This window comes from Micromonospora sp. NPDC005305 (assembly GCF_040607315.1).
In the GTDB taxonomy this organism is placed as follows: Bacteria; Actinomycetota; Actinomycetes; order Mycobacteriales; family Micromonosporaceae; genus Micromonospora.
In genome coordinates this window covers 357,359-378,911 of record NZ_JBEXGL010000004.1, presented here as the reverse complement: position 1 = coordinate 378,911, position 21,553 = coordinate 357,359, and the positions used below count along the sequence as shown (strand labels likewise).

Genomic DNA, 21,553 nt, shown 5'->3' with positions numbered 1-21,553 from the left:
TCCCGACGGTCACGGGCTGGCGGCGAGGAAGACGAACGCGGCGAGCAGCACCAGGTGCACCCCGCCCTGGAGCACGGTCGCGCGGCCCGGCACCACGGTGAGCACCCCGGTCACCGCGGTCAGCGCGAGCAGCGTCATCTGGGTGCCGCCGAGGCCCAGCAGCAGCGGGCCGTCCAGCCAGATCGACGCCAGCGCTATGGCCGGGATGGTCAGGCCGATGCTGGCCATGGCCGAACCGAGCGCCAGGTTGAGGCTGATCTGCACCCTGTCCCGGCGGGCCGCCCGGGCGGCGGCAAGGGTCTCCGGCAGCAGCACCAGCAGGGCGATGACCACGCCGACGAACGCCTGCGGCAGGTTCGCCGCCTCGACACCCGCCTCGATCGCCGGGGAGATGGTCTTCGCGTCACCGACCACCGCGACCAGCGCCACCACGAGCAGCACCAGGCTGGCCAGGGCGGTACGCGTGGACGGCGGATCGGCGTGCCCGTCGCCGTCGGCGTCCTCGGGGATGATGCTGCCCTCCTGCGTCACCGGCAGGAAGTAGTCGCGGTGCCGGCCGGTCTGCACTATCACGAACAGGCCGTACAGGGCGAGCGAGGCGACCGCCGCGAAGGTGAGCTGCGCGGGGGAGAACTGCGGGCCGGGCCGGCTGGTGAACGTCGGCACCACCAGGCTGAGGGTGGCGAGCGTGGCCACGGTGGCCAGCGCCCCGCCGGTGCCCTCGGGGTTGAACACCGCCACCCGCCGGCGCAACGCGCCGAGCAGCAGCGACAGGCCGAGGATCCCGTTGCAGGTGATCATCACGGCGGCGAAGACGGTGTCCCGGGCCAGCGCCTGGGTCTTGTCGCCGCCGCTGATCATCAGCGTGACGATCAGACCGACCTCGATCACGGTGACCGCCACGGCGAGCACCAGCGAGCCCAACGGCTCGCCCACCTTGTGCGCCACCACCTCGGCGTGGTGCACGGCGGCGAGCACCGCGCCGGCGAGCAGCGCGGCCACCACCACGATCAGCGGGCCGGCCAGGTCCCTACCCCAGGTGGCCGCGAGCACCAGGACCGCGATCAGGGGTAGGAGGGTGGTCCAATCGGTCAGGCGGGATCGGATCATGGCGGCCATGCATCAACCTTGCCAGGAAGACGGATCAACTGCCCGTGACGAGACGCTTGTGATCGGGCGCCGGTTCGGCTACGGACCGTGCCGGCTGCCGTGAGCCCCGCCACAGCCTCCGGTGCTGGGTCCGCGAAAGGCGAAGAGGCTGCACCCGGTGGAACCGGATACGGCCTCTTACCTGGCGCCGCAGATTGGGGCGTTGGTGCAGCAGTGGCCCACGATGCCGGCGACGGTGATCGCCGAGCGGATCGGCAGACCCCGGCGTCAGCTCGTCGTCGGCTTCGGTCTGCTGACGGAGGATTCCGCGGTGACCACCACCTGCGAGACGTCGATGTGCACGGCTTCGGCGGTCCGGGCGCGGAGCAGGTCGAAGGTGGCGCGGTCGATGGCCGGTCCGACGTAGGTGGTGCGTACCCAGTTGACCCAACGATTCTGAGCGTCACGGTGCCGGCCGCTGGCGGAGCCGTTCACACCTATCCCCTTGAGGTCGACGACCGGTGGCATCCCACTGCCGGAGGCGGCGGGGCCGGTGGCCGACACGGTGAACCACAGGCCGCGCACCTCGACGACGCGCGCGTCCTGCACGCCGTCGAGTTTGCGCAGGTTCGCGGCCGCGTTCTCCAACTCAGCTCTCGTGACCGACTGATCGATGGCGATGGCCGGGCCACCGACCGGAGCGTCGGGAAAGGTTTTCCGCAGATCGTTGAGCTGGGAATAATCGTGATCCCCCGGAACCAGCGCGGAAAAGACCGCCGTACGGAACTCGTTCGTGCCAGCCACGTCCGACACCACGCGGCCCGTGTCCGGCGTCCAGCTCAGGATCGGGATCTTTGTCCAGTACCCACGCAACGACGGGTCGAGCGTGATGGCCGATCCGGCCGGCCGCGGGCTGTCCTCGTCCCGGTGCGGCCCGGCACCGGTGACCGCCGCCACCCCCAGCGCCAGGCAAAGCACGAGCCCGAACACGCCGGCAGTCGCGACCTTCGCGGTACGGCGGCCCCGTGCCAGACCCTGGACCAGGTCGTACGACGGCACGATCGCGCGGCGCGCCGCGTCGCCGGCCGCGTCCCGGAGCATGGTGTCCAGGCCGGGCAGCGGGTTGTCCAGGGGAGGGTTGCGGACGACGCGGCTTTCGAGCTCGCGGCTCTCTCGGTCGGGGTGTTCGTGTTCAGACATGACGACGCTCCAAGGTTGTGATGTCGTCCGGTCGGTCGGAACCGCGCGGCGTGCCGGCCCGCGGCTCGCCCGCGAGGGGTGTGGAGCGCGACTCCGTGCGGCTCCACGGATGCGAGGCATCCGCCTCGTCGAGGATCTGTCGCAGAGCGTTCCGCCCGCGCGACAACCGGGCCTTGACCGTTCCGGACGGCACGCCCATCTCTGCGGCGACCTGATCGACGGACCGGTCGCACAGGTGGTGCAGCACGATTGCGCGTCGCTGCTCCTCGGGCAGACGTTGCAGGGCCGCCACGATCAGCGGAGTCTCCACGCCGGGCGCAGCCACGTGTTGGACCGGCCCGTGGCGCCGCCACGCCGCCAACCCGGACCGTGCGGAGCGCCAACGGCTGACCGCGACACGGCGGGCGACGGTTCTGATCCACGCCTCCGGCTCGTCCCCGTCGGCGAACCGGCGACGTCTGCTCCAGGCTCGGACAAACGCCTCTTGAACGGCGTCCTGCGCGTCAGCGAAGTTGCCGGTCAGCAGATACACCTGACCGACCAACCGCGCGAACGCCGATGCGTAGAACGCCCGGTAGTCCTCCTCTGTCACGCCGACCCCACTCTCCTTGGTGGCTGCTCCTCCCACTCACGCAGCAGAGCGACGCCACGGTTGCACGGGATCGAGGAAATCTGCCGGCTACTTCACCCGGGTTGACCATGGTTGGTGGGGGAGGAGACCGTCGATGATCTCCAGCGCGAACTGGCTCGTCTCCCACAGGTGCCGATCAACGACGTGACGAGGGTCATGGGGCACGAGCAGACGTCCACGACGCGGGACCGCCACACGCACTCGACGAGCGGGTGACGATCCGCCGGAAATGAATCAAGGCCCCTCCGTGGAGGGGCCTTGACCTGTTCTCACCTCTGGTCGGGGTGGCCGGATTCGAACCGACGACCTCTTCGTCCCGAACGAAGCGCGCTACCAAGCTGCGCCACACCCCGAGGCGTGCCGACAAATAGTAGCCCACCCGCTCCGATGGTCAAACTCCGTACCCCCCGCGCCGACCCGGCCTCAGATCTTGGTAGCTACCGGCCCCTCAAGGGGCCGTTTCGCACCAGGATCTGCGAGCCGGTGAGGTCAGCGGGGGATCAGGGTCAGGATGGTCGCCTCTGGTGGGCAGGCGAAGCGCACCGGCGCGGTGGGATGGGTGCCCAGGCCGGCCGAGACGTGCAGCCAGGAGTCGGAGCCGGGCCAGCGGTGCAGCCCGCGCGCCATCGACCGGGGCAACCCGCAGTTGGTGACGAGCGCGCCGTAGCCGGGCAAGCAGACCTGTCCGCCGTGGGTGTGCCCGGCGAGCAGGAGCCCGAAGCCGTCGGCGGCCATCCGGTCCAGCACGGCCGGCTCCGGGGAGTGAGCCAGGGCGATGGAGAGCGCCGCGCCCGTGCTGACCGGCCCTTCCACGGCCGCCCAGTCGTCCCGCTCGATGTGCGGGTCGTCCACGCCGGCCAGTTCGATCTCCCGGCCCCCGGCCTTCAGGGTGGTCCGCGCGTTGTTGAGGTCCACCCAGCCGGCGCCGGTGAAGACGTCGCGCAGCTCCTCGTACGGCAGCGGCACGCCCTCGGTGTACTCCCGGTCCGGCAGGAAGTAGGTGAACGGGTTCTTCAGGACCGGCCCGGTGTAGTCGTTGGAGCCGAAGACGAAGGCGCCGGGCAGGTCGAGCAGCGGCTGCAGGGCGCGCAGCACGCCCGGCACGGCCTCCGGGTGGGCCATGTTGTCCCCGGTGACCACCACGAGATCGGGGTCGAGGGCGGCCAGCGAGGCCACCCAGTCCTGCTTGCGTCGCTGGTCGGGCATCATGTGCAGGTCCGACAGGTGCAGTACGCGCAGCGGCTCGGCGTCGGTCGGGAGCACCGGTACGTCGTACCGGCGCAGGGTGAACATGTTGCGCTCGATGAGCGACGCGTACGCCAGGGTGGCCGCCCCGGCGGCGACGGTGCCGGCCGTGAGCCGGAATAGTGTGCGCTTTCGCATGGCGTTCAGGGTAGTTTGACCGTCCATGAGCACGCTGAAGGACCGCCTCACCGCCGACATGCGCGCCGCCCTCAAGGCGCGCGACGAGCTGACCACCTCCACGCTGCGGATGGCCCTCGCGGCCGTCGGCAACGCCGAGGTCGCCGGCCGGGAGAAGCGCGAGCTGAGCGACGACGAGGTGCTGGCGGTGCTGACCAAGGAGGCGAAGAAGCGCCGCGAGGCGGCGACCGCCTTCGCCGACGCGGGTCGCGCGGAGCAGGCCGGCAAGGAGACCGCCGAGGGCGAGGTGCTGGAGCGCTACCTGCCGAAGCAGCTCTCCGACGGCGAGCTGGCCGAGCTGGTCTCGGGGGCGCTCGCCGCGGGCGGCTTCACCGGCAAGGCGCAGATGGGCCCGGCCATGAAGGCGGCGCAGGCCGCGGTGGCGGGTCGGGCCGAGGGTGGCCGGGTCGCCGCGGAGGTCCGCCGCCAGCTCGGTCTCTGACCGCACCCCTTCGACGACGAAGCGGGCGGGCACCCGGTGGGGTGCCCGCCCGCTGGCGTTGCTCGGGTCAGCCGCGCGGTCGGCCCGGGCGGCCCTGGTTGGGCGGCGGTGGGACCGCCGGCCCGCCGGGGCCGGTGCTGCTGCCGGGCTTCGGCTGGCCGCCGCCGGCGCTCACCTCGATCATCACCACGCCGCCCTTGATGGTGCGTCCGTCCGGGCTGGTGCCGGCCGCGGTGCCCACCGGGCACTCCGACGCGACCTTGCCGTCGGAGACCACCGGCTCGAAGCCGGCGCCGCGCAGCCGCGACTTGGCGGTTTCGACGGACTCGCACTTCACCCCGGGGATCGAGCGCTGGTCGCCCTCGATGATCTTCCCGCTCGGCGGGGTGAAGTTCATCCGCTCCTTGCCCCTCATGGCGTCGCGGAGCGTCTGGTAGACCGCCGGGTTGATGCCCCAGGCCACCTCGTTGTGCTTCATCCGCTGGTTGGTCTGCGGCCAGTCCGGGTCGGCCTCGATGCCGGCCACCGCGTACTGCTTGGTCATGGCGACCAGGGCGGAGGTCTTGTCCCCGTCGGTGGTGCCGGACTTGCCGGCCACCGGGGCGTCGACGATGCCGCGGACGTTGCCCGCGGTGCCGTTCTTGCACTTCGAGGTCGACGAGCGGTCACCCACCGGGCAGCGCGCCGCGTCCACGGCGGCCCGGGCCACCTGCGTGCTGATCCGCTGCTCGCAGCGCGGGTTGGCGATGTCCAGCTTCTCGCCGTCCGGGCCCCGGATCTCCTGGACCGGGATCGGCTCGCAGTATTTCCCGTCGGCCGCCAGGGTGGCGTACGCGTTGGCCAGCTCCAGCGGAGTGGTCTGCGAGACGCCCAGGGTGAACGCGCCCCACTGGTGCGCGGCGTCCTTGTTGGCGGCGAACTTGGCGTCGTTGGAGGCGCGGAAGGTGATGCCCAGCTTCTCGGCGGCCTTCACCACGTTCTCTGCGCCGACCCGCTGCTGGAGCTCGACGAAGAAGGTGTTGACCGAGGCCCCGAAGGCGCTCCACATGTTGTGCACGCCCGCCATCGACTTTCCGGCGTTCTGCGGGCAGTAGAAGTGCGTGCCCTTGCAGGCCGCCGGGTTGCCGGAGTCGATGATGTATTCCGACTGGAACTGGTGCTGCGCGTTGATGGTGTAGCTGAGCGGGTAGCCCTTCTCCAGGGCCGCCACCAGCGTGAAGATCTTGAACGTCGAGCCGGCCTGGTAGCCGGTGATGCCGCCGCCGCCGCTGACCAGCGGGTTGACCGTGTTCGGGCGGCTGCCCCGGATCTTCTTCTTGGCCTTCTTCGGGTCGCTGGAGATCTTGTTCTGCGGGTGGTCCGGGTCGTCGAGCTTGAAGTTCCGGTTGACCGCGATGGCGCGGACCCGCCCGCTGCCCGGCTCGACGGCGGCCACCATCCGGGCGGCCGTGCTGGCCTCGTCCAGTTGGTTGCGGACCGCCTTGTCGGCGCCCTTCTGCGCCTGCACGTCCAGCGAGGTGGTGATGGTGTAGCCGCCGCTCTTCAGCCGCCGCTCCCGGTCGTAGGAGGTGGCGCCGAAGGTCTCCTGCTGGAGCCACCAGCGGTAGAAGTAGTCGCAGAAGAAGCCCCAGGAGCGGGTGTTGGTGGCGACGCAGCCGTTCGGCGTGCGCTTCTTCGCCACCTTGAGCTCGATCTGCTTGGCCTGGTCGGCCTGCTCCTTGGTGATGGCGCCGGTCTGCACCATGTTGTCGATGACGTAGTCACGCCGGCCGACCGCGTCCGGGTAGCCGGCCGTGGTGGTGGGGTCGAACGCGGTCGGCGCCTTCACCAGGCCGGCGAGCATCGCCGACTCCTGGATGTCGAGCTTGCTCGGCGGCTTGTTGAAGTAGACCTGGCTGGCGGCGTAGATGCCGTACGCGCCGTTGCCGAAGGCGGCGATGTTCAGGTAGCGCTCCAGGATCTCGTCCTTGGAGAGCTCCTTGTCGATCTGGAGCGCGTAGCGCATCTCGCGGAGCTTGCGGGCGCTGGTGTCCTCGGTCGCGGCCACCACGTCGGCCGGGTGGGTGGCCGAGTAGGAGATGGCGAGCCGGACGTACTGCATGGTGAGCGTCGACGCGCCCTGCCGCGAGTTCGTCCCGGACTGGTTGTTGACGAACGCCCGGGCCACACCGTTGAGGTCCACGCCGTTGTGCTTGTAGAAGTCGTGGTCCTCGGCCGCGATGATGGCCTTCTGCATGATCGGCGCGATGTCCTTGAGCTTCACGTCGCGCCGGTTCTCGTCGTACATAGTGGCCAGCGGCGTCCTGCCGTCGGAGGCCAGCAGGTAGGTGATCTGCGGGGCCCGGGCCACCGTCAGTTCGGTGGGGAGCGCGCCGAAGGTTTCGGCCCCCGCCTTGGCGGCAAGTCCGGACATCGCCACCGCGGGGAAGGCCGCCGCGGCGACCACCACGCCGGCCAACAGGCCACAGATGAGTAGCGATGCGGCGTTGGTCAGCACGTTGTGGTCACGTTTCCGCATCCAGGTCACCTCGACAGGGTACGCGAGTAGGGAACGAGGGGCGCGCGGGGAAGTTTCCCCATTTCCTGCGCGCGCCGGCCTCGTTGTGCTAAACGCACGAACCCCGGTGCGTGGTTGCGTGAAACCTGGCAGAAGTCTCCTCCGAACGGAGGAGTGGTGCAGCGTTTTCACCTACCCCGGCGGGGTAGACGGCGGGCGAAAGCCCGGGAAGCCGGGAGTGTCCGGAATGATGGATTTCGCCGACAACGTTGCGTAATCAGGCGACTACACAGCATGATGGTGGCGGCGACAGCAGCCACACGTCGTCCGCGCCGCCCTGGGGAGGCCGGCCCGGACGACCGGGGGGAAATTCGACGGCTGGTCGCGCGAAGTCGGTAGGTACAGCAAGGGGGGACGTGTACAGATGGGCATGATCACTGACTGGCCGTCACTGGCGGCGTGTCAGAACGGGGACCCGGACGCGTTGTTCGTACAGGGCGCCGAACAGAACGTGGCGAAGAGGATCTGCCGGAGCTGCCCAGTCCGGTACGAGTGCCTGGCCGACGCGCTCGACAACCGGATCGAGTTCGGTGTGTGGGGTGGCATGACCGAACGCGAGCGCCGGGCGCTGCTGCGGCGCCATCCGCAGGTCACCAGCTGGCGCAAGATGTTCGAGGCGGCCATGAAGAAGAACGCCAAGGAGAAGGCCGGTCGGGACAAGGTCCTCGTGACCACGGCCAACTGACCGACGCGCCGGTCGGTCGCGCCGCTCAGTGCCGGCTGATCGCCTCGCCGATCGTCCGCAGCCCGTCGACGTCGTGCACGTCGGCGGGCTGCGCCGTCACCGACGCCGCCGGCACCGCCGGGAACGCCTCGGTGAACCGGGCCGCCACCCGCTCCTCCCGTGCCGCCTGCTCGGCGAGCGTGGCGTGCGCCCGCAGCACCTCGGCGGTGCGCTCGTGCCCGCCCGCACCCGCCAGCCGCTCGGCCGCGGCCAGACTGTCCGCCGCGGACAGGTCCGGCACCGCCGGCCGGTGCACCCGGTTGAGCACCAGGCCGGCGAGCGGCATCCGCTCGGCGCCCAGCCGGCCGGCGAAGTAGGCGGCCTCGCGGACGGCGTCCGGCTCCGGCGCCGCCACCAGCAGGAACGCCGTCTCCCGGGCCTGGAGGATGCGGTACGTCTGCTCGGCCCGCTGCCGGAACCCGCCGAACATCGAGTCCAGCGCGGCCACGAAGCCGGACAGGTCGGTGAGCAGTTGCGCGCCGATCACCTTCTGCACCACCTTCGAGAACATCCCGAAGCTGGCCGTCACCAGGCTGAACATGCTCCGCCCGCCGCTGCGGGCCGGTGCGAGCAGCAGCCGCAGCATCCGCCCGTCGAGGAAGCGGGAGAGCCGTGCCGGCGCGTCCAGGAAGTCGAGCGCCGAGCGGGACGGCGGGGTGTCCACCACGATGAGGTCCCACTCGCCCCGGGCGTGCAGCTGACCCAGCTTCTCCATCGCCATGTATTCCTGCGTGCCCGCGAAGGTGGAGCTCATGGCCTGGTAGAAGGGGTTGGCGAAGATCTCCGCCGCCTTCGCCGGATCGGTGTGCTGGAGCACCACGTCGTCGAAGGTGCGCTTCATGTCGAGCATCATGGCGTGCAACTGACCGCCGCTGGACTCGACGTCGATCCCCTTGACCTGGCGCGGGGTGTTGTTCAGCTCGGTCAGGCCGAGCGACTGGGCCAGCCGGCGGGCCGGGTCGATGGTGAGCACCACCGTCCGCCGGCCGTGCCGCTCGGCCGCCCGCAGCGCCAGCGCCGCCGCGGTGGTCGTCTTGCCCACTCCGCCCGCCCCGCAGCAGACCACGATCCGTACGCCCGGATCGGCGAGGATCTGGTCGACGTCCAGCGGTGGCGCCGCGTCTTCGGAAGGCACCAATCGAGCGTATCGGTCTCGAGGGTCTCTCTGCTCCGTGCCGGCCGCAGGTGTGAGTCAATCCGCCCGGACGAGCGTCTCGGCCAGCGTCTCCAGCCCCGCCCGGTCGACCCCGGCGGGCAGCAGTGGAAGCTCGGTCAGAGGCAGGCCCAGCTCGACCAGGTCGGCGCGGAGCGAGTCCTCCAGCTCCCGGCGTACCTGCTGGTCACGGGCCTCGGCGGCGAGCCCGGACACGGTCCGGGCGTCGGTCGGCAGGCCGGCGGCGGCCAGCCCGCGCTTCAGCTCGGCGGCGGTCACCGGCCGGTCGGCCGGCACCGGGGGCCGGGCCCCGTTGACGATCACCCGGCCGACCGGGAAGCCGAGCTTGGTCAGCTCGGCGATGGCGTCGACGGTCTCCTGGACCGGCATCTCCTCCAGCAGCGTGACCACGTGCACCGCGGTCATCGGCGAACGGAGCAGCGCCGAGACCCCCTCGCTCTGGGTCTTGATCGGGCCCATCTTGGCCAGCCGGGCGGTCTCCGCGGTGACGTTGAGGAAGCGGCCGATCCGCCCGGTCGGCGGCGCGTCCAGCACCACCGCGTCGTACGCCCGGCGTTGCCCGGTGGTCCGGGTGGTCGCCTCCTTGACCTTGCCGGTGAGCAGCACGTCCCGCAGGCCCGGGGCGATGGTGGTGGCGAAGTCGATGGCGCCCAGCTTGCGCAGCGCGCGGCCGGCCGCGCCGAGCTTGTAGAACATGTCCAGGTATTCGAGGAGCGCCTCCTCGGCGTCGACCGCCAGGGCACGCACCTCGCCGCCGCCCGGCGCGTCGGTCAGGTGCCGCTCCTCGTAGGGCAGCGGGTCGGCGCCGAAGAGCTGGGCGATGCCCTGCCGCCCCTCCACCTCGACCAGCAGGGTGCGCCGGCCGCCGGCGGCCAGCCCGAGAGCCAGCGCCGCCGCCACACTGGTCTTGCCCGTGCCGCCCTTGCCGGTCACCACGTGCAGGCGGGCCGGCCATCTGCCGGCGGACTCGGCCGGTTGCTCAGTCGCTGCCACCCGTCGAGCCTATCCAGCCGCCGCCGTCAGGCGACCTCGCAGACCCACCAACCCGTCTTCCGCACCACGGTGAAGCGCAGTTCCTGGTCGGCCGTCTTCTCGTCGGCCGTGGTCATGGTGACCCTGGTGCTGACCGTCGCCCGGTCCCCGGTCTGGTTGTCGACCTTCGGGGTGGTCCAGCGGAACCGCGCGTTCTGGTACTGCCCGGCGTACTTCTGCACCTCGGCGACCTTGGCGGCGATCTTCTCGTCGTCGCGGGACGCCGAGCAGACGAAGGTGGCCGCCGCGCGGGGGTCCCGATCCTTGTAGACCGCGGTGAGGAAGCCGTCCACCGCGACCGTCGGCTCCTTGGCGCCCTGGCCGTCCTCGGCCTGGCGGAGGGTGAGGAACGCGGCCGTGCCGCCACCGCCGCAGAGCAGGATCGCCGCGGCCAGCACGATGGAGGCGATGAGCAGGCCGCGCCGCTTCTTCGGGGCCGCCGGCTGCGGGTCCGGCGGGTAGCCGGGCGTCGGCAGGGCGCCGGGGGCCGGCGTGGCGCCGGCGGGCGGCTCCTGGTGGGCGGGACCTCCGGGCGAGCCGGCGGCGCCACCGATGGGCGGTTGGGTCATGTCGTTCCCCCGGGGTGCGGCGCGCCGACGCCGCCCCAGGCGACGGACACGTGATCGAGCGTGGCGGGCGAGCACGGGCGCTCACCCAGACCGGAAGGGTAGCGGTCGGCGGACGGCTTGCCAGCCCCGCGTACGCCGTGCCGCGCCGCGCCGGACGGGTGCCCGCCGCCGCTCTCCCGGATGGGGGAATGTGTCGCATATGTGACTGGAGGTGACCGGTTGTGCGCGTCCCGTTGCCGGGACTCCTCCCAGGTCCTACGTTCGTCGCGACGCGGGGGCCGGACCGGCGACGGGTTCCGAGCCGGATGGTGGTGACGGTGAACAGGTACGAGGCCCGGAGGCAGCGGATGCGCGACGCGGAGAACATTCCCCGAGCCCAGTTCCCCGGCGAGCGCGCGGGACGGCCCGGCGACGCCGAGGGGCCCGGCGCGGGAGCGCCGTTCAACGAGCGGTCCTACCGCCCGCCGACCGACGTGGTGCGTACCCTGGCCCGGCCGGCCGGTCGGGGTCGCGACGAGGAGGAGCCCGGCTACGTCATCCACCTGCCGGTCCGGGTCCCCGACCTGGCGGCGGCCACCGCGCTCGCCGGCACCGTGGCCACCTCGCTGGGCTTCCTCAGCGAGCTGGACGCCGGCGAGACCACGGTCTCCACGGCCGACGACCAGAACAACCGGCACCGGGTCTTCTGCGACCTGCTGCTGCCCGACCGCAGCCGGTGCCCGCAGCGGTACGAGCACGAGGCCCCCTGCGGCGAGCCCCCCGGTACGCCCGAGCAGCGTCCCGCGTCCCCCTAACGGCGGCGGACCGTAGGCTGTGCCTGACCGCAGTCCATGCCAGGCAAGGGAGCCTTCACCCGATGCAGAAGTGGGAATACGCCACGGTCCCGTTGCTGGTCCACGCGACCAAGCAGATCCTCGACAACTGGGGCGAGGACGGCTGGGAGCTGGTCTCCGTGGTTCCCGGCCCGAACCCGGAGCAGCTCGTCGCCTACTTGAAGCGCCCGAAGGGCTGAGGCCATGAGCAACGGACCGCACGCGAAGCTCGCGGAACTCGGCCTGACCCTGCCCGAGGTGACGGCGCCGCTGGCCAGCTACGTGCCGGCCGTCCAGTCCGGGCAGCACGTCTACGTCTCGGGCCAGCTCCCGATCGCCGAGGGCAAGCTGCTCGCCAGCGGCAAGGTCGGCAACGGCGTCTCCGCCGAGCAGGCGAAGGACCTGGCGCAGCGGTGCGCGCTGAACGCGCTCGCCGCGATCGACTCGCTGGTCGGGCTGGAGAACGTCGTCAAGATCGTGAAGCTGACCGGCTTCGTGGCCAGCGCGCCCGGCTTCACCGGCCAGCCCGGCGTGGTCAACGGCGCCTCCGAGCTGTTCGGCGCCGTCTTCGGCGAGGCCGGCCGGCACGCCCGCAGCGCCGTGGGCGTCGCCGAGCTTCCCCTCGACGCCCCCGTCGAGGTCGAGGTCATCGTCGAGGTCGCCTGACGCTGCGTACCCGTGATCTTGCCGGTGCCGGAGGGGCAGACGACCCGCAAGGGGACATAACCCCTGGCGGCACGGCAAGATCGCGGGGAGTGGCGGGCGGGGTCGTACGATCGCTGCCATGGGGCCTGTGACCGGAGCCGCAGGGGCGCTCGCGGACGAGCTGCCGGGGTGGGTGACGCTGGTGCGTGCCCCGAACCCGGGGCCGATGACGCTCGACGGCACGAACACCTGGGTGCTGCGCGCCCCGGGCGCCGGGCACGCCGTGGTGGTCGACCCCGGCCCGGCCGACGAGGAGCACCTGGCCGCGCTCGCCGCGCACGGCCCGGTCGGTTTCGTGCTGATCACCCACGGGCACGCCGACCACACCGAGGGCGCGGCGCGGCTCAGCGAGCTGCTCGGCGGGGTGCCCGTCCTCGCCGCCGACCCGACGCACACCGTCGGCGGCACGCCGCTGACCCCGGCCACCGCGCTCGACGCCGGCCTGGACATCCGCCTGCTGACGACCCCCGGGCACACCGCCGACTCGGTCTGCTTCCTGGTGAAGCACGGCGACGAGCGGGTCGTGCTCACCGGCGACACCATCCTCGGGCGGGGCACCACCGTGGTCGCCCACCCGGACGGGCACCTCGGCGACTACCTGTCGAGCCTGGAGCTGCTCGCCACGTACCGGGGGGTCCCGGCGTTGCCGGGCCACGGCCCGGCGCTGGCCGACTGCGGCGTGGCGGCCGAGTTCTACCTGGCCCACCGGCGGGCGCGGCTCGACCAGGTCCGTGCGGCGGTCGCCGCCGGCGCGACCACCGCGCCCGAGGTCGTCGAGCGGGTCTACGCGGACGTCGACCGGTCGCTGTGGTGGGCCGCCGAGTGGTCGGTGCGCGCCCAGTTGGAGTACCTCGGGGTGAGCCCCCGGGAATCCGGCGCCGGGGGTACGGGGTTGGAGCAGCTGTGACCTGCCCGGTGTGTGGAACCGTCGCCGTACCCGGCGCGCGGTTCTGCCACAACTGCGGGGCCGCCCTGCCGGCCGCCGCCACGCTGCCCGCCGCCGAGCGGCGGGTGGTGACCGTGCTCTTCGGAGACCTTTCCGACTTCACCTCCTGGTCCGAGGACCTCGACCCGGAGCGGGTCGGCGCCGTCACGGACCGGGTGCTGGCCGCCCTGGCGGGCGCGGTCAAGACCTTCGGCGGGCACGTCGACAAGCTCACCGGCGACGGGATCATGGCGGTCTTCGGCGCGCCGGTGGCCCACGAGGACGACGCCGAGCGCGCCGTCCGGGCCGCGCTCTCCATGCAGCGGGCGGTCCGCCGGGTGCTCGACGACGAGCGGGGCGGCGGCGCGCCGCTCGGCCTGCGGGTCGGCCTGAACACCGGCGACGTGATCGCCGGCATCCAGGCCGCGATCGAATACACGGTCATCGGCGACACGGTGAACACCGCCGCCCGGCTCGCCGACGCCGCCGCCGTCGGCGCGGTCTACGCCGGCGGGCGCACCTCCGCCGCCACCCGGCACGTCGCCTCCTGGCGGGCGCTGCGCCCGCTGCGGCTCAAGGGCAAGCGCGAGCCGGTCGAGGCGTACGAGCTGCTGGGCCTGCTGGACGCGCCGGGCACCCGGTCCGGCCTCGGCGACGAGGCGCCCTTCGTGGGCCGGGAGACCGAGATCGGCCGGGTCGCCGGCCGGCTCGCGGAGGTGATCGACCGGGGCGAGCCCCGGGTGCTGCTGATGACCGCCGAGGCGGGGATCGGCAAGTCCCGGTTCGCCGCCGAGGTGGAACGCCTCGCCGCCGGCTACGACGTCGGCGCCGGCCGGTACGCCGCGCACACCGGCGCCCGCGTGCTCTCCGTCCGCTGCGCCGCGTTCGGCGAGCGGCGCCGGCTCGCCCCCCTGGCCGACCTGGTCCGGGCGGCGGTCGGCCTACCCAACGACGCCGCCACGGCGCTCACCCGGCCCGCCGTCGAGGAGCGGCTGCGCCGGCTCGGGCAGCGCCTCGGCCGGCTCCCCGGCGACCTGCCCCCGCTCGCCGTGGACCAGCTCCTGGCCCTGCTCGGGTACGCCGAACTCCCCGCCGCCACCGAGAACGGCGAGTGGAACGCCGCCGCCCCGCCGCCGGACGCCGAGGCCGTGCCCAACGCGGTCGCCGAGCTGCTCAGCGCGCTCGCCCTGGAGGCGCCGCTGGTGATCGTGGTGGACGACCTGCACGACGCCACCGCCGAGACGATCAAGGCGCTCGCGCTGACCCTCAACCGGCTCAGCGGCCCGGTGCTGGTGCTGCTGCTCGGCCGGCCCGAGCTGGTGCGGACCGCCGGCGCGCTGACCCGCGTCGCGGACGCCGAGGTGCACGCGCTGCCGCCGCTGCGCGGCGCCGACGCCTCCCGGCTGCTCACCAGCTATCTGAGCGGCGGCAAGCTGTCCACGGCCGACGCCGACCGGCTGCTCGCCACCGCCCAGGGCAACCCGTTCTACCTGGCCGAGCTGGTCACCCTGCTCATGGAGCGCGGGGCGCTGACCGCCGGCCCGGGGCGGGACGCCAACGTCGGCTGGCGGCTCGCGCCCGGCTCGCTGGGCAGCCGGCTGCTCTCCCGCGACCTGGCCGCCGTGCTCGCCGCGCGTATCGACGCCCTGCCGCCGGACGCCCGCTCGGTCCTGCGGGACGCCGCGGTGGTCGGCGACATCGTGCCCGGCGGTGCGCTGGAGGCGCTGCGCGAGCAGCGCCTCGGGCGGGACGGCCGGCCGGCCGCGGTGGCCGCGGTCGAGCTGGACCGGGCCGTGGAGGAGCTGCTGCAACGCCGCATGCTGCACCGCACCCGCACCGGGTTCGCCTTCGCCACCCCGCTCATGCGCGAGGCCGCGTACGCCGGGGTGAGCAAGGCCGAGCTGGCCGAGCGGCACGCGGCGCTGGCCCGCTGGGCCGCCCCGGAGAGCGCCGACGGCCCGACCGCGCCACCCGGCGGCTTCACCGACTCCGCCCGGGACGACTTCGTCGCCCAGCACGTCGAGCGGGCCGCCGCGCTCGCCGACGCGGTCAAGCTCCGCCCGGACTCGCCGGCCCGGGCGGTCGCCCCGCTGGGCGTGGCCGCGCTGTGCCGGGCCGCCCGCCGCGCGCTGCGGTCGGGGGAGCCGGCGATGGCCGTCGAGTACGCCGAACGCGCCGCCGAACTGGCCCGCGACGGGGTGCCGCTGGCCGACCGGGTGGTGCACGCCCGCGCGCTGCTCCAGGTCGGCCGCCCGGCCGACGCGCTCGCCTTCGCCGAGAAGATCGCCGCGAACGCCGGGGACGCGGCGGCCACCCGCACCAGCGCCCTGCTGCTGGCCGGGCAGGCCCACCAGACGCTGGGTGAGACCGCCCGGGCCGAGCGGAGCTGGCAGGAGGCGTTGCAGGTGGCCACGGCGGCCAACCTGCCGACCATGCGCGCCTCGGCGATGCGCCGGCTCGGCATGGCCGACTTCATCGCCGGCCGGCTGGGCCAGGCGAGCAGCCGCCTGGCGGCCTCCTACCAGGTCAGCCTCGCCGCGAAGGACCCACGCGGGCAGGCCTGGTCGTTGCAGAACCTGGCCTGGGTCACCACGACCCGGGGCGACTTCGCCGGCACCGACGCGGTGCTCGGCCGGGCCGCCCGGCTCTTCGCCGAGCTGAAGGACCCGTACGGGCGGGCCTGGCTGCGCGGCACCACCGCGTTCGCGCGGCTGCTCGCCGGCCGGCTCCGCGAGGCGTGCCGGATGGCGCAGGTGTTCCTGCCGTTCGGCGAGCGGGTCGGCGAGGCGTGGGCGGTGGGCACGCTGCGCGCCGTCGAGGCGTACGCCACCGCCGAGCTGGGCGAGCTGGCCGAGGCGGACCGGGCGGCGCGCCGGGCGTACCGGGAGTTCGCCGAGGTCGGCGACGACTGGGGGCAGGGCTTCGCGCTGGTGGTGCGCGGCGTGGTGGCGCGCGGGCTGGGCGAGCCGGAGCACGCCGCCGACCTGCTCACCGACGCCCTGGCGTACGCCGACCGCACCGCGCACCCCCTGCTCACCGGGATGGCCGGGACGCTGCGCGGCTTCGTGGCGCTGGACATGGGCGACGCCGGGACGGCCGAGCGGGAGGCCCGGTCGGTGCTGACCAGCGTGGAGCCGCACAACCCGCAGGCCCCCGCCCAGGTGGCGCCCCGGGTGCTGCTCGCCATGGCCCGGCTCGCGGCCGGCGACGCCGCGACCGCGGTGGGGCTGCTCGCCCCGGTCGCCACGACCGCCGCCAACACCCCGTCGCTGCTGTTCTCCCGCCGCCAGACCATGGCCCGGTACGCGTCGGCGCTGCTCGCCCACGGCCAGCGCGAGCAGGCGCTGGACTGGGCGCAGCGGGCGGTGTCGGCCCCGGCCGAGGACGTGCGCAGCCAGGTCATCGCGCGGATGGTGCTGGCCGAGGCGTTCGCCGCGTGCGGCCGCCCGGCCGAGGCGCTGGCCAGCGCCGAGGAGGCGGTACGGCTGGCGTACGCCACCGAGCAGCGCAGTGAGCGGGCCGTCGCCGACGCGCTCCGCGCCCGCCTCGCCGCGCGCTGATCCCGACCCGGTTCTGCCGGTTCCGGGGATGTGCCTGTCGGAGGGGGCGGTTAGCGTGGGGGGTGAGGGGCCGTCCACGCCGGCGGCCACGGTTGGGGAGGGACGATGAGGCTGCCGCGCTCCGGCGCCGGCTGGACGATCGCGGTCTTCGGGCTTCTGGCGCTGCTGCTCGGCGCGCTGGGGCTGATCTGGCCGGAGACGCAGCTCCGCCTGCTCGGCTTCGAGGTGCCCGCCGAGCGCGCCCCGGGCGACTACACCGGCACGTTCCTCACGGCGTCCTCGATGGCCTCGTTCAACATGGGGGTCTACTACCTGCTGGCGGTGGCCACCGAGTGGCGGCCGTTCTACCGGTTCACGGTCTGGTTCCGGCTGGTCACGTTCACCGTCTTCAGCATCGCGGTGCTGTCCGACGTCGCCCCGGACCGGTTCTTCGGGGTCGCCGCCTGGGAGGGTCTGGGCGCGGTCGCGACCGCCGTCGGCCTGTGGTGGGACGCCCGGCGGGCGGCCGCTGGGCCGGGCGAGCCGGCCGCGGCCGACGACACCGCTCCGGTTCCGGCGACCGACGCGGTGCGCTGAGCGACCGGGACCGTTGGGTATTTTCGAGTCGTGACCGAGACCCCGCCCGGCGCCCTGCGGCTGCCCATCGTGCCCGGTCTGACCGACCTGGAGGTCTTCGCCCGGGGCGGCTACGCCACCGTCTACCGGGCCACCCAGATCTCGGTGGGGCGCGAGGTCGCGGTCAAGGTGGAGAACCGCACGCTGGACAGCGAGCGGGACCAGGCGCGCTTCCTGCGCGAGGCGCGGGCCGCCGGCAAGATGTCCTCCCACCCGCACGTGGTGGACCTCTTCGACGTCGGGGTCACCGTCGACCAGCACCCCTACCTGATCATGGAGCTCTGCGACGGCTCGTACGCGGAGCGGATGCGCCGGTGCCCGTTGGGCGCGGTCGAGGCCCGCGACCTCGGTGTGAAGATCGCCGACGCGCTGGCCCACTCGCACGCGGCCGGGGTGCTGCACCGCGACGTCAAGCCGGCCAACATCCTCTACTCGCACTTCAACTCGGCGGTGCTGGCCGACTTCGGGCTGGCGGTGCTGGCCGAGGTGCGCGACGCCTCGGTCACCCTGGAGGTGCTCACCCCGGCCTACGCGCCGCCGGAGATGTTCAGCCACAGCCCGCCCAGCCCGGCGGTCGACGTCTACGCGCTCTGCGCCACCCTCTACGCGGTGATGCACGGCCGGCCGCCGCGCTGGCAGTCCGAGCGCAACCCGAGCCTGGTCACCGTGCTGGAGATGTTCCAGCAGCCGATCCCCGGCCTGCCCGGGGTGCCCGACGAGCTGATCGACGTGCTGCGGCTGGGCATGGCCAACGACCCGGGCGAGCGGCCGTCCGCCGTCGAGCTGCGCGGCATGCTCGCCACGCTCCCGCTGGACCCGGGTGCCACGCCGGTGAGCGGCGCGCCCTATCCGGGGGCTCCGGTGAGCGGCGGCCCGACCACCGGGGGCCATCCGCTGGCCCGCGCCGGCCAGCCGAGCCCGCGCCCGCCGGCCGAGGACGCCCATCCGACCGTGCCGACCCGTGGCCGGCGCTGGCCGCGACGCTGGTTCCTCGGCGGGGCGGGGGTGCTCGCGCTCGCCGCCTCGGCCGGGGCGGGCGCCTGGCTGGCCGACGGCGCGCCGGCCGTGGTGTCGCCGACGCCGGTGGCCAGCGAGGCGGTGGAGCCGTCCGGGGCGCGGGTGCCGCCCGGTTGCGCGGCGGGCGACGTCCGCCTCCCGACCGGTGTCCACTGCGCGTCCGAACTGGAGTGTTACGGCCCGGTGCGGCTGCGCCGCGACCGGGCCGAGGCCACCCGGGTGCCCTGCGACGGCCGGCACACGTGGGAGACCTACGCCGAGGGTGACCTGCCGGCCGCGCTGGTCGGTGCGGGCCACGACGCGGTGGTCGCCGACCCGGCCGTCCAGCAGGTGTGCAGCGTGAGCACGTTCCAGCTGGCCAGCGGCGTCCGGCAGGTGACCGGCTGGAACCTGGAGGTGCTGCCGCCGGCCGGCACGGACCGCACCTACCGGTGCCTGGCGGGGCGGGGCGTGGACGCGCTGGCCGTGCCGACGCTCATCGGTCGCTGACCCCGTTCGCCGTCCGCTGCTGCCGCACCGCCCGCGGGTCGAGGGCAGCCAGGGTGTCGGCGTCGCCCGGGTAGCCGCCGCCGGACGCCCGCAGGTCCCGGACCGCCCGCGGGTCGAGCGCCTCCAACGTGTCGGCGTCGCCCGCGTAGCCGCCGGCCGGCGTGCGGAGCTGCCGCACCGCCCGGGGGTCGATCGCCTCCAGGGTGTCGGCGTCCACCCCGTAGGCGGTGAGGGCCGGCCACTCGTCGCTGGGCGCGTCGGCGCGGGGCGGAGCCTGCCGGGCGGCGGCGACCGTCACCCCGGCGATCATGCCGAGCAGGACGCAGACCAGGGCCAGCACGACCGACAGGATGCCCGCCGGGCGCCACACCACCAGCGTCACCAGCGCCGCCACCGCCGCCACCGACGCGACGACGGCCTTGACCCGCGCATCGGGCTTCGGGAACGAACTCACCCGACAAGCATGGCCCAGGTTGTCGCGCTGTCAACCGCCGGACCGGTACGGCTTCCCCCGACGGCGTTCGTGGAGCCGGCCAGCCTCCACTCCGGAGAGTAACGAAAGCGTCGATCAATAAAACTTCGTTACATCAATCGGCAATCTGTCGCTTCCGTCCGCGTTTGACGGGCGGCTCCGGTTGGCCGTGATCCCTAAAGTGACGGGTGTCGAGGTCTCCTCGACGGACCCCGTTCCCCACCGGAAGGCAGCCACATGCCACGTGCAATCCGGTCCCTCACCGCAACAGGGATCGCCGGCCTCGTCCTCGCCGGATCGGCGGTCTGGCCCGCCGCGGCCGCGGCCGCGACGCCGCAGCCGCCGGCGTACGACCGGACCAGCGCCGCCGAGGCGCGCCGGGTCGACCGCGTGCCCACGCCGAAGCTCGACTGGTACGCCTGCTACGACTACGCCGAGTGCGCCACGGTCCGGCTCCCGCTGGACTACGACAACCCGAAGGGCGCCACCACCGAGGTGGCGGTGCTCCGGGTCAAGGCCCGCGACCAGCAGCACAAGGTCGGCAGCCTGTTCCTCAACCCGGGTGGCCCGGGCGGCTCCGGCACCAGCATCGCGCTCGCCGCACCGTACTTCCTCGGCGACGACCTGCTCGACCGGTTCGACATCGTCGGCGTCGACCCGCGCGGGATCGCCGCCAGCGACAACGTCAAGTGCTTCCCGTCGGTGAAGGACCAGACCCGGGCGTACGCCGGGCTGAACGTCGCCTTCCCGTTCACGAAGGCCGAGGAGAAGGCGTACGTCGCGGCGTCGAAGGCGGTCGGCGAGGGCTGCTCGACCACCGGCAAGCCCCTGACCGGCGCGGCGTCCACCGCCGAGGTGGCCCGCGACATGGACGTGCTGCGCCGCGCGGTCGGCGACAAGAAGCTCAGCTACCTGGGCTTCAGCTACGGCACCGCGCTGGGGCAGTACTACGCCAACATGTTCCCGGACCGGTTCCGCGCCCTGGTGGTCGACGGCGTGCTCAACCCCAACGCCTGGATCGGGCAGGGCAAGGCCCGCAACCAGCTCCAGGAGACCCGGCTGCGCAGCGCCGACGGCGCGTACCGCGCGCTGCGCGAGATCCTGGCCCGCTGCGCCAAGGCCGGCGCGGAGAAGTGCACGCTGGCCTCCGGTGGAGACCCCGCCGACGCCTACGAGACGGTGGCGCAGCGGCTGCGCAAGAAGCCGCTGGTGGTCAACGACCCCGACGCCGGGCAGTTCACCGTCAGCTACGCCGACTTCGTCGGCGCCACCCTCGGCAACCTCTACGACCCGAGCGGCTGGCAGTACATCGTGGACCTCACCGGTGAGCTGCTGGTGCTGACCGACCCGGCCGCTCCCGCCTCCGACCGGGCGGAGGCGCGCACCGCCGTGGCACAGCGCGCCGCCGAGGCCCGCCGGCAGCGGGGCTACGACTTCCCGTACGACAACGGGCTGGAGACGTTCCTGACGGTGGACTGCACCGACGCGTACCACCCGAAGAGCGCGGACGCCTGGCCGGCGCTGTCGGCCCGGGAGGACAAGCGCGCGCCGTACTTCGGCCGGGCCTGGGCCTGGGGCACCGCGCCCTGCGCCCGCAACACCTGGACGGTGCGGGACGAGGACGCCTTCACCGGCCCGTTCAACCGGACCACCGCCGCCCCGGTGCTGGTGGTCGGCAACTACTGGGACCCGGCGACCAACTACCAGGGCGCGGTCAGCTCGGCCAGGCTGCTGCCGAACAGCCGGCTGCTCAGCAGTGACAGCTGGGGGCACACCGCCTACGGCACCTCGGCCTGCGTGACCGGCGCGGTCGACGCGTACCTGCTCCAGGGGACGCTGCCCGCCAGGGGCACGCTCTGCACCGGTGACGCGCAGCCGTTCCAGGACGAGCCGGCGGCCACCCGGGCGAAGGCCTCGAAGAGCGACCTGGCCCGGGCCGGTGCGCCCGGTCGGGGCGAGCCGAAGCGGCTGCCGCCGGTGGTGGCGCCGCTGCCGGCGGTCGGCACGCTGACCGTTCGCTGACGGACCCCCGGGGTGCGGCGGGTGATCGGGCACCCGCCGTACCCCGGGCCGCGGACAGAGCTGGTGGCCCGGCGCCCTGAGGAGGGGTGCCGGGCA

18 protein-coding genes, 1 tRNA gene and 1 pseudogene are annotated in these 21,553 nt (G+C 73.5%); 10 read left to right on the top strand and 10 right to left on the bottom strand.

The genetic code is table 11. The features are described 5' to 3' along the window. Nucleotides 1-9: 9 nt before the first annotated feature. The 5 genes and pseudogenes from ABZS80_RS10035 to ABZS80_RS10015 all read right to left on the bottom strand — a co-directional run bounded on the left by ABZS80_RS10035 (nucleotide 10) and on the right by ABZS80_RS10015 (nucleotide 4,303). On the bottom strand, nucleotides 10-1,119 hold the full coding sequence (locus tag ABZS80_RS10035; protein WP_355055379.1) for an ionic transporter y4hA: 1,110 nt from the start codon (nucleotides 1,117-1,119) through the stop codon (nucleotides 10-12). Between the two features lie 258 nt (nucleotides 1,120-1,377). After that, nucleotides 1,378-2,289 carry a hypothetical protein gene (locus ABZS80_RS10030; protein ID WP_355055378.1) on the bottom strand — a complete coding sequence of 304 codons (912 nt, stop codon included), beginning with the start codon at nucleotides 2,287-2,289 and terminating at the stop codon, nucleotides 1,378-1,380. A 130-nt stretch (nucleotides 2,290-2,419) separates the two neighbouring features. Continuing rightward, nucleotides 2,420-2,881, bottom strand: a pseudogene (locus ABZS80_RS10025) (SigE family RNA polymerase sigma factor); the annotation flags it as partial. Between the two features lie 315 nt (nucleotides 2,882-3,196). Next, nucleotides 3,197-3,273 (bottom strand) — tRNA-Pro (locus ABZS80_RS10020). Between the two features lie 136 nt (nucleotides 3,274-3,409). Beyond that, a complete protein-coding gene (locus tag ABZS80_RS10015; protein ID WP_355055377.1) occupies nucleotides 3,410-4,303 on the bottom strand; it encodes a metallophosphoesterase in 894 nt (297 codons plus the stop codon). A gap of 25 nt (nucleotides 4,304-4,328) precedes the next feature. Between ABZS80_RS10015 and ABZS80_RS10010 the strand changes: the two genes are divergently transcribed. Continuing rightward, nucleotides 4,329-4,784, top strand: a complete 456-nt coding sequence (locus ABZS80_RS10010; RefSeq protein ID WP_151462334.1) for a GatB/YqeY domain-containing protein — start codon at nucleotides 4,329-4,331, stop codon at nucleotides 4,782-4,784. Nucleotides 4,785-4,851: 67 nt separating this feature from the next. Here the strand turns inward: ABZS80_RS10010 and ABZS80_RS10005 are convergent, their stop codons facing one another. After that, a complete protein-coding gene (locus ABZS80_RS10005; protein ID WP_355055376.1) occupies nucleotides 4,852-7,302 on the bottom strand; it encodes a transglycosylase domain-containing protein in 2,451 nt (816 codons plus the stop codon). Nucleotides 7,303-7,705: 403 nt separating this feature from the next. Here ABZS80_RS10005 and ABZS80_RS10000 point away from each other — a divergent pair, with 403 nt between their 5' ends. After that, nucleotides 7,706-8,026 (top strand): WhiB family transcriptional regulator, encoded by a 321-nt coding sequence (locus ABZS80_RS10000; RefSeq protein ID WP_091266889.1) that lies wholly within the window; start codon nucleotides 7,706-7,708, stop codon nucleotides 8,024-8,026. 25 nt (nucleotides 8,027-8,051) lie between these two features. Here the strand turns inward: ABZS80_RS10000 and ABZS80_RS09995 are convergent, their stop codons facing one another. Genes ABZS80_RS09995 through ABZS80_RS09985 form a run of 3 tightly spaced genes read right to left on the bottom strand, consistent with a single transcriptional unit; the run spans nucleotide 8,052 to nucleotide 10,840 of the window. Then, nucleotides 8,052-9,203, bottom strand: a complete 1,152-nt coding sequence (locus ABZS80_RS09995; protein ID WP_355055375.1) for an ArsA-related P-loop ATPase — start codon at nucleotides 9,201-9,203, stop codon at nucleotides 8,052-8,054. A 54-nt stretch (nucleotides 9,204-9,257) separates the two neighbouring features. Then, nucleotides 9,258-10,232: an ArsA-related P-loop ATPase gene (locus ABZS80_RS09990; RefSeq protein WP_355055374.1), complete on the bottom strand. Its 975-nt coding sequence runs from the start codon at nucleotides 10,230-10,232 to the stop codon at nucleotides 9,258-9,260. 26 nt (nucleotides 10,233-10,258) lie between these two features. Continuing rightward, complete coding sequence (locus ABZS80_RS09985) at nucleotides 10,259-10,840, bottom strand: hypothetical protein (RefSeq protein WP_355055373.1); 582 nt, start codon at nucleotides 10,838-10,840, stop codon at nucleotides 10,259-10,261. Nucleotides 10,841-11,187: 347 nt separating this feature from the next. Here ABZS80_RS09985 and ABZS80_RS09980 point away from each other — a divergent pair, with 347 nt between their 5' ends. The 7 genes from ABZS80_RS09980 (at nucleotide 11,188) to ABZS80_RS09950 (ending at nucleotide 18,963) form a co-directional block, all read left to right on the top strand. Continuing rightward, nucleotides 11,188-11,634 carry a hypothetical protein gene (locus ABZS80_RS09980; protein ID WP_355055430.1) on the top strand — a complete coding sequence of 149 codons (447 nt, stop codon included), beginning with the start codon at nucleotides 11,188-11,190 and terminating at the stop codon, nucleotides 11,632-11,634. Between the two features lie 62 nt (nucleotides 11,635-11,696). Continuing rightward, a complete protein-coding gene (locus ABZS80_RS09975; protein WP_013289021.1) occupies nucleotides 11,697-11,852 on the top strand; it encodes a DUF4177 domain-containing protein in 156 nt (51 codons plus the stop codon). Nucleotides 11,853-11,856: 4 nt separating this feature from the next. Then, a complete protein-coding gene (locus tag ABZS80_RS09970) occupies nucleotides 11,857-12,318 on the top strand; it encodes a RidA family protein (RefSeq protein ID WP_355055372.1) in 462 nt (153 codons plus the stop codon). A 118-nt stretch (nucleotides 12,319-12,436) separates the two neighbouring features. After that, nucleotides 12,437-13,264, top strand: a complete 828-nt coding sequence (locus tag ABZS80_RS09965; protein ID WP_355055371.1) for an MBL fold metallo-hydrolase — start codon at nucleotides 12,437-12,439, stop codon at nucleotides 13,262-13,264. Further along, complete coding sequence (locus ABZS80_RS09960; RefSeq protein ID WP_355055370.1) at nucleotides 13,261-16,842, top strand: adenylate/guanylate cyclase domain-containing protein; 3,582 nt, start codon at nucleotides 13,261-13,263, stop codon at nucleotides 16,840-16,842. The genes ABZS80_RS09965 and ABZS80_RS09960 overlap by 4 nt, the downstream gene beginning before the upstream one ends. Before the next feature lie 105 nt (nucleotides 16,843-16,947). Further along, nucleotides 16,948-17,418, top strand: a complete 471-nt coding sequence (locus tag ABZS80_RS09955) for a hypothetical protein (RefSeq protein WP_355055369.1) — start codon at nucleotides 16,948-16,950, stop codon at nucleotides 17,416-17,418. 30 nt (nucleotides 17,419-17,448) lie between these two features. Further along, on the top strand, nucleotides 17,449-18,963 hold the full coding sequence (locus tag ABZS80_RS09950) for a protein kinase (RefSeq protein ID WP_355055368.1): 1,515 nt from the start codon (nucleotides 17,449-17,451) through the stop codon (nucleotides 18,961-18,963). On the opposite strand, the gene ABZS80_RS09945 is transcribed toward ABZS80_RS09950, so the two are convergent. Next, on the bottom strand, nucleotides 18,950-19,417 hold the full coding sequence (locus tag ABZS80_RS09945; protein WP_355055367.1) for a hypothetical protein: 468 nt from the start codon (nucleotides 19,415-19,417) through the stop codon (nucleotides 18,950-18,952). The two genes, ABZS80_RS09950 and ABZS80_RS09945, sit on opposite strands and share 14 nt — an antisense overlap. A 255-nt stretch (nucleotides 19,418-19,672) precedes the next feature. Here ABZS80_RS09945 and ABZS80_RS09940 point away from each other — a divergent pair, with 255 nt between their 5' ends. Then, nucleotides 19,673-21,457: an alpha/beta hydrolase gene (locus tag ABZS80_RS09940; protein ID WP_355055366.1), complete on the top strand. Its 1,785-nt coding sequence runs from the start codon at nucleotides 19,673-19,675 to the stop codon at nucleotides 21,455-21,457. Nucleotides 21,458-21,553: the final 96 nt, after the last annotated feature.

What these genes read in the sequence shown, in the direction of transcription:
- ABZS80_RS10035 (WP_355055379.1), bottom strand. Translation starts at nt 1,119, where the DNA reads ATGGCCGCCATGATCCGATCCCGCCTGACCGATTGGACCACCCTCCTA.
- ABZS80_RS10030 (WP_355055378.1), bottom strand. Translation starts at nt 2,289, where the DNA reads ATGTCTGAACACGAACACCCCGACCGAGAGAGCCGCGAGCTCGAAAGC.
- ABZS80_RS10015 (WP_355055377.1), bottom strand. Translation starts at nt 4,303, where the DNA reads ATGCGAAAGCGCACACTATTCCGGCTCACGGCCGGCACCGTCGCCGCC.
- ABZS80_RS10010 (WP_151462334.1), top strand. Translation starts at nt 4,329, where the DNA reads ATGAGCACGCTGAAGGACCGCCTCACCGCCGACATGCGCGCCGCCCTC.
- ABZS80_RS10005 (WP_355055376.1), bottom strand. Translation starts at nt 7,302, where the DNA reads ATGCGGAAACGTGACCACAACGTGCTGACCAACGCCGCATCGCTACTC.
- ABZS80_RS10000 (WP_091266889.1), top strand. Translation starts at nt 7,706, where the DNA reads ATGGGCATGATCACTGACTGGCCGTCACTGGCGGCGTGTCAGAACGGG.
- ABZS80_RS09985 (WP_355055373.1), bottom strand. Translation starts at nt 10,840, where the DNA reads ATGACCCAACCGCCCATCGGTGGCGCCGCCGGCTCGCCCGGAGGTCCC.
- ABZS80_RS09980 (WP_355055430.1), top strand. Translation starts at nt 11,188, where the DNA reads ATGCGCGACGCGGAGAACATTCCCCGAGCCCAGTTCCCCGGCGAGCGC.
- ABZS80_RS09975 (WP_013289021.1), top strand. Translation starts at nt 11,697, where the DNA reads ATGCAGAAGTGGGAATACGCCACGGTCCCGTTGCTGGTCCACGCGACC.
- ABZS80_RS09970 (WP_355055372.1), top strand. Translation starts at nt 11,857, where the DNA reads ATGAGCAACGGACCGCACGCGAAGCTCGCGGAACTCGGCCTGACCCTG.
- ABZS80_RS09965 (WP_355055371.1), top strand. Translation starts at nt 12,437, where the DNA reads ATGGGGCCTGTGACCGGAGCCGCAGGGGCGCTCGCGGACGAGCTGCCG.
- ABZS80_RS09955 (WP_355055369.1), top strand. Translation starts at nt 16,948, where the DNA reads ATGAGGCTGCCGCGCTCCGGCGCCGGCTGGACGATCGCGGTCTTCGGG.
- ABZS80_RS09940 (WP_355055366.1), top strand. Translation starts at nt 19,673, where the DNA reads ATGCCACGTGCAATCCGGTCCCTCACCGCAACAGGGATCGCCGGCCTC.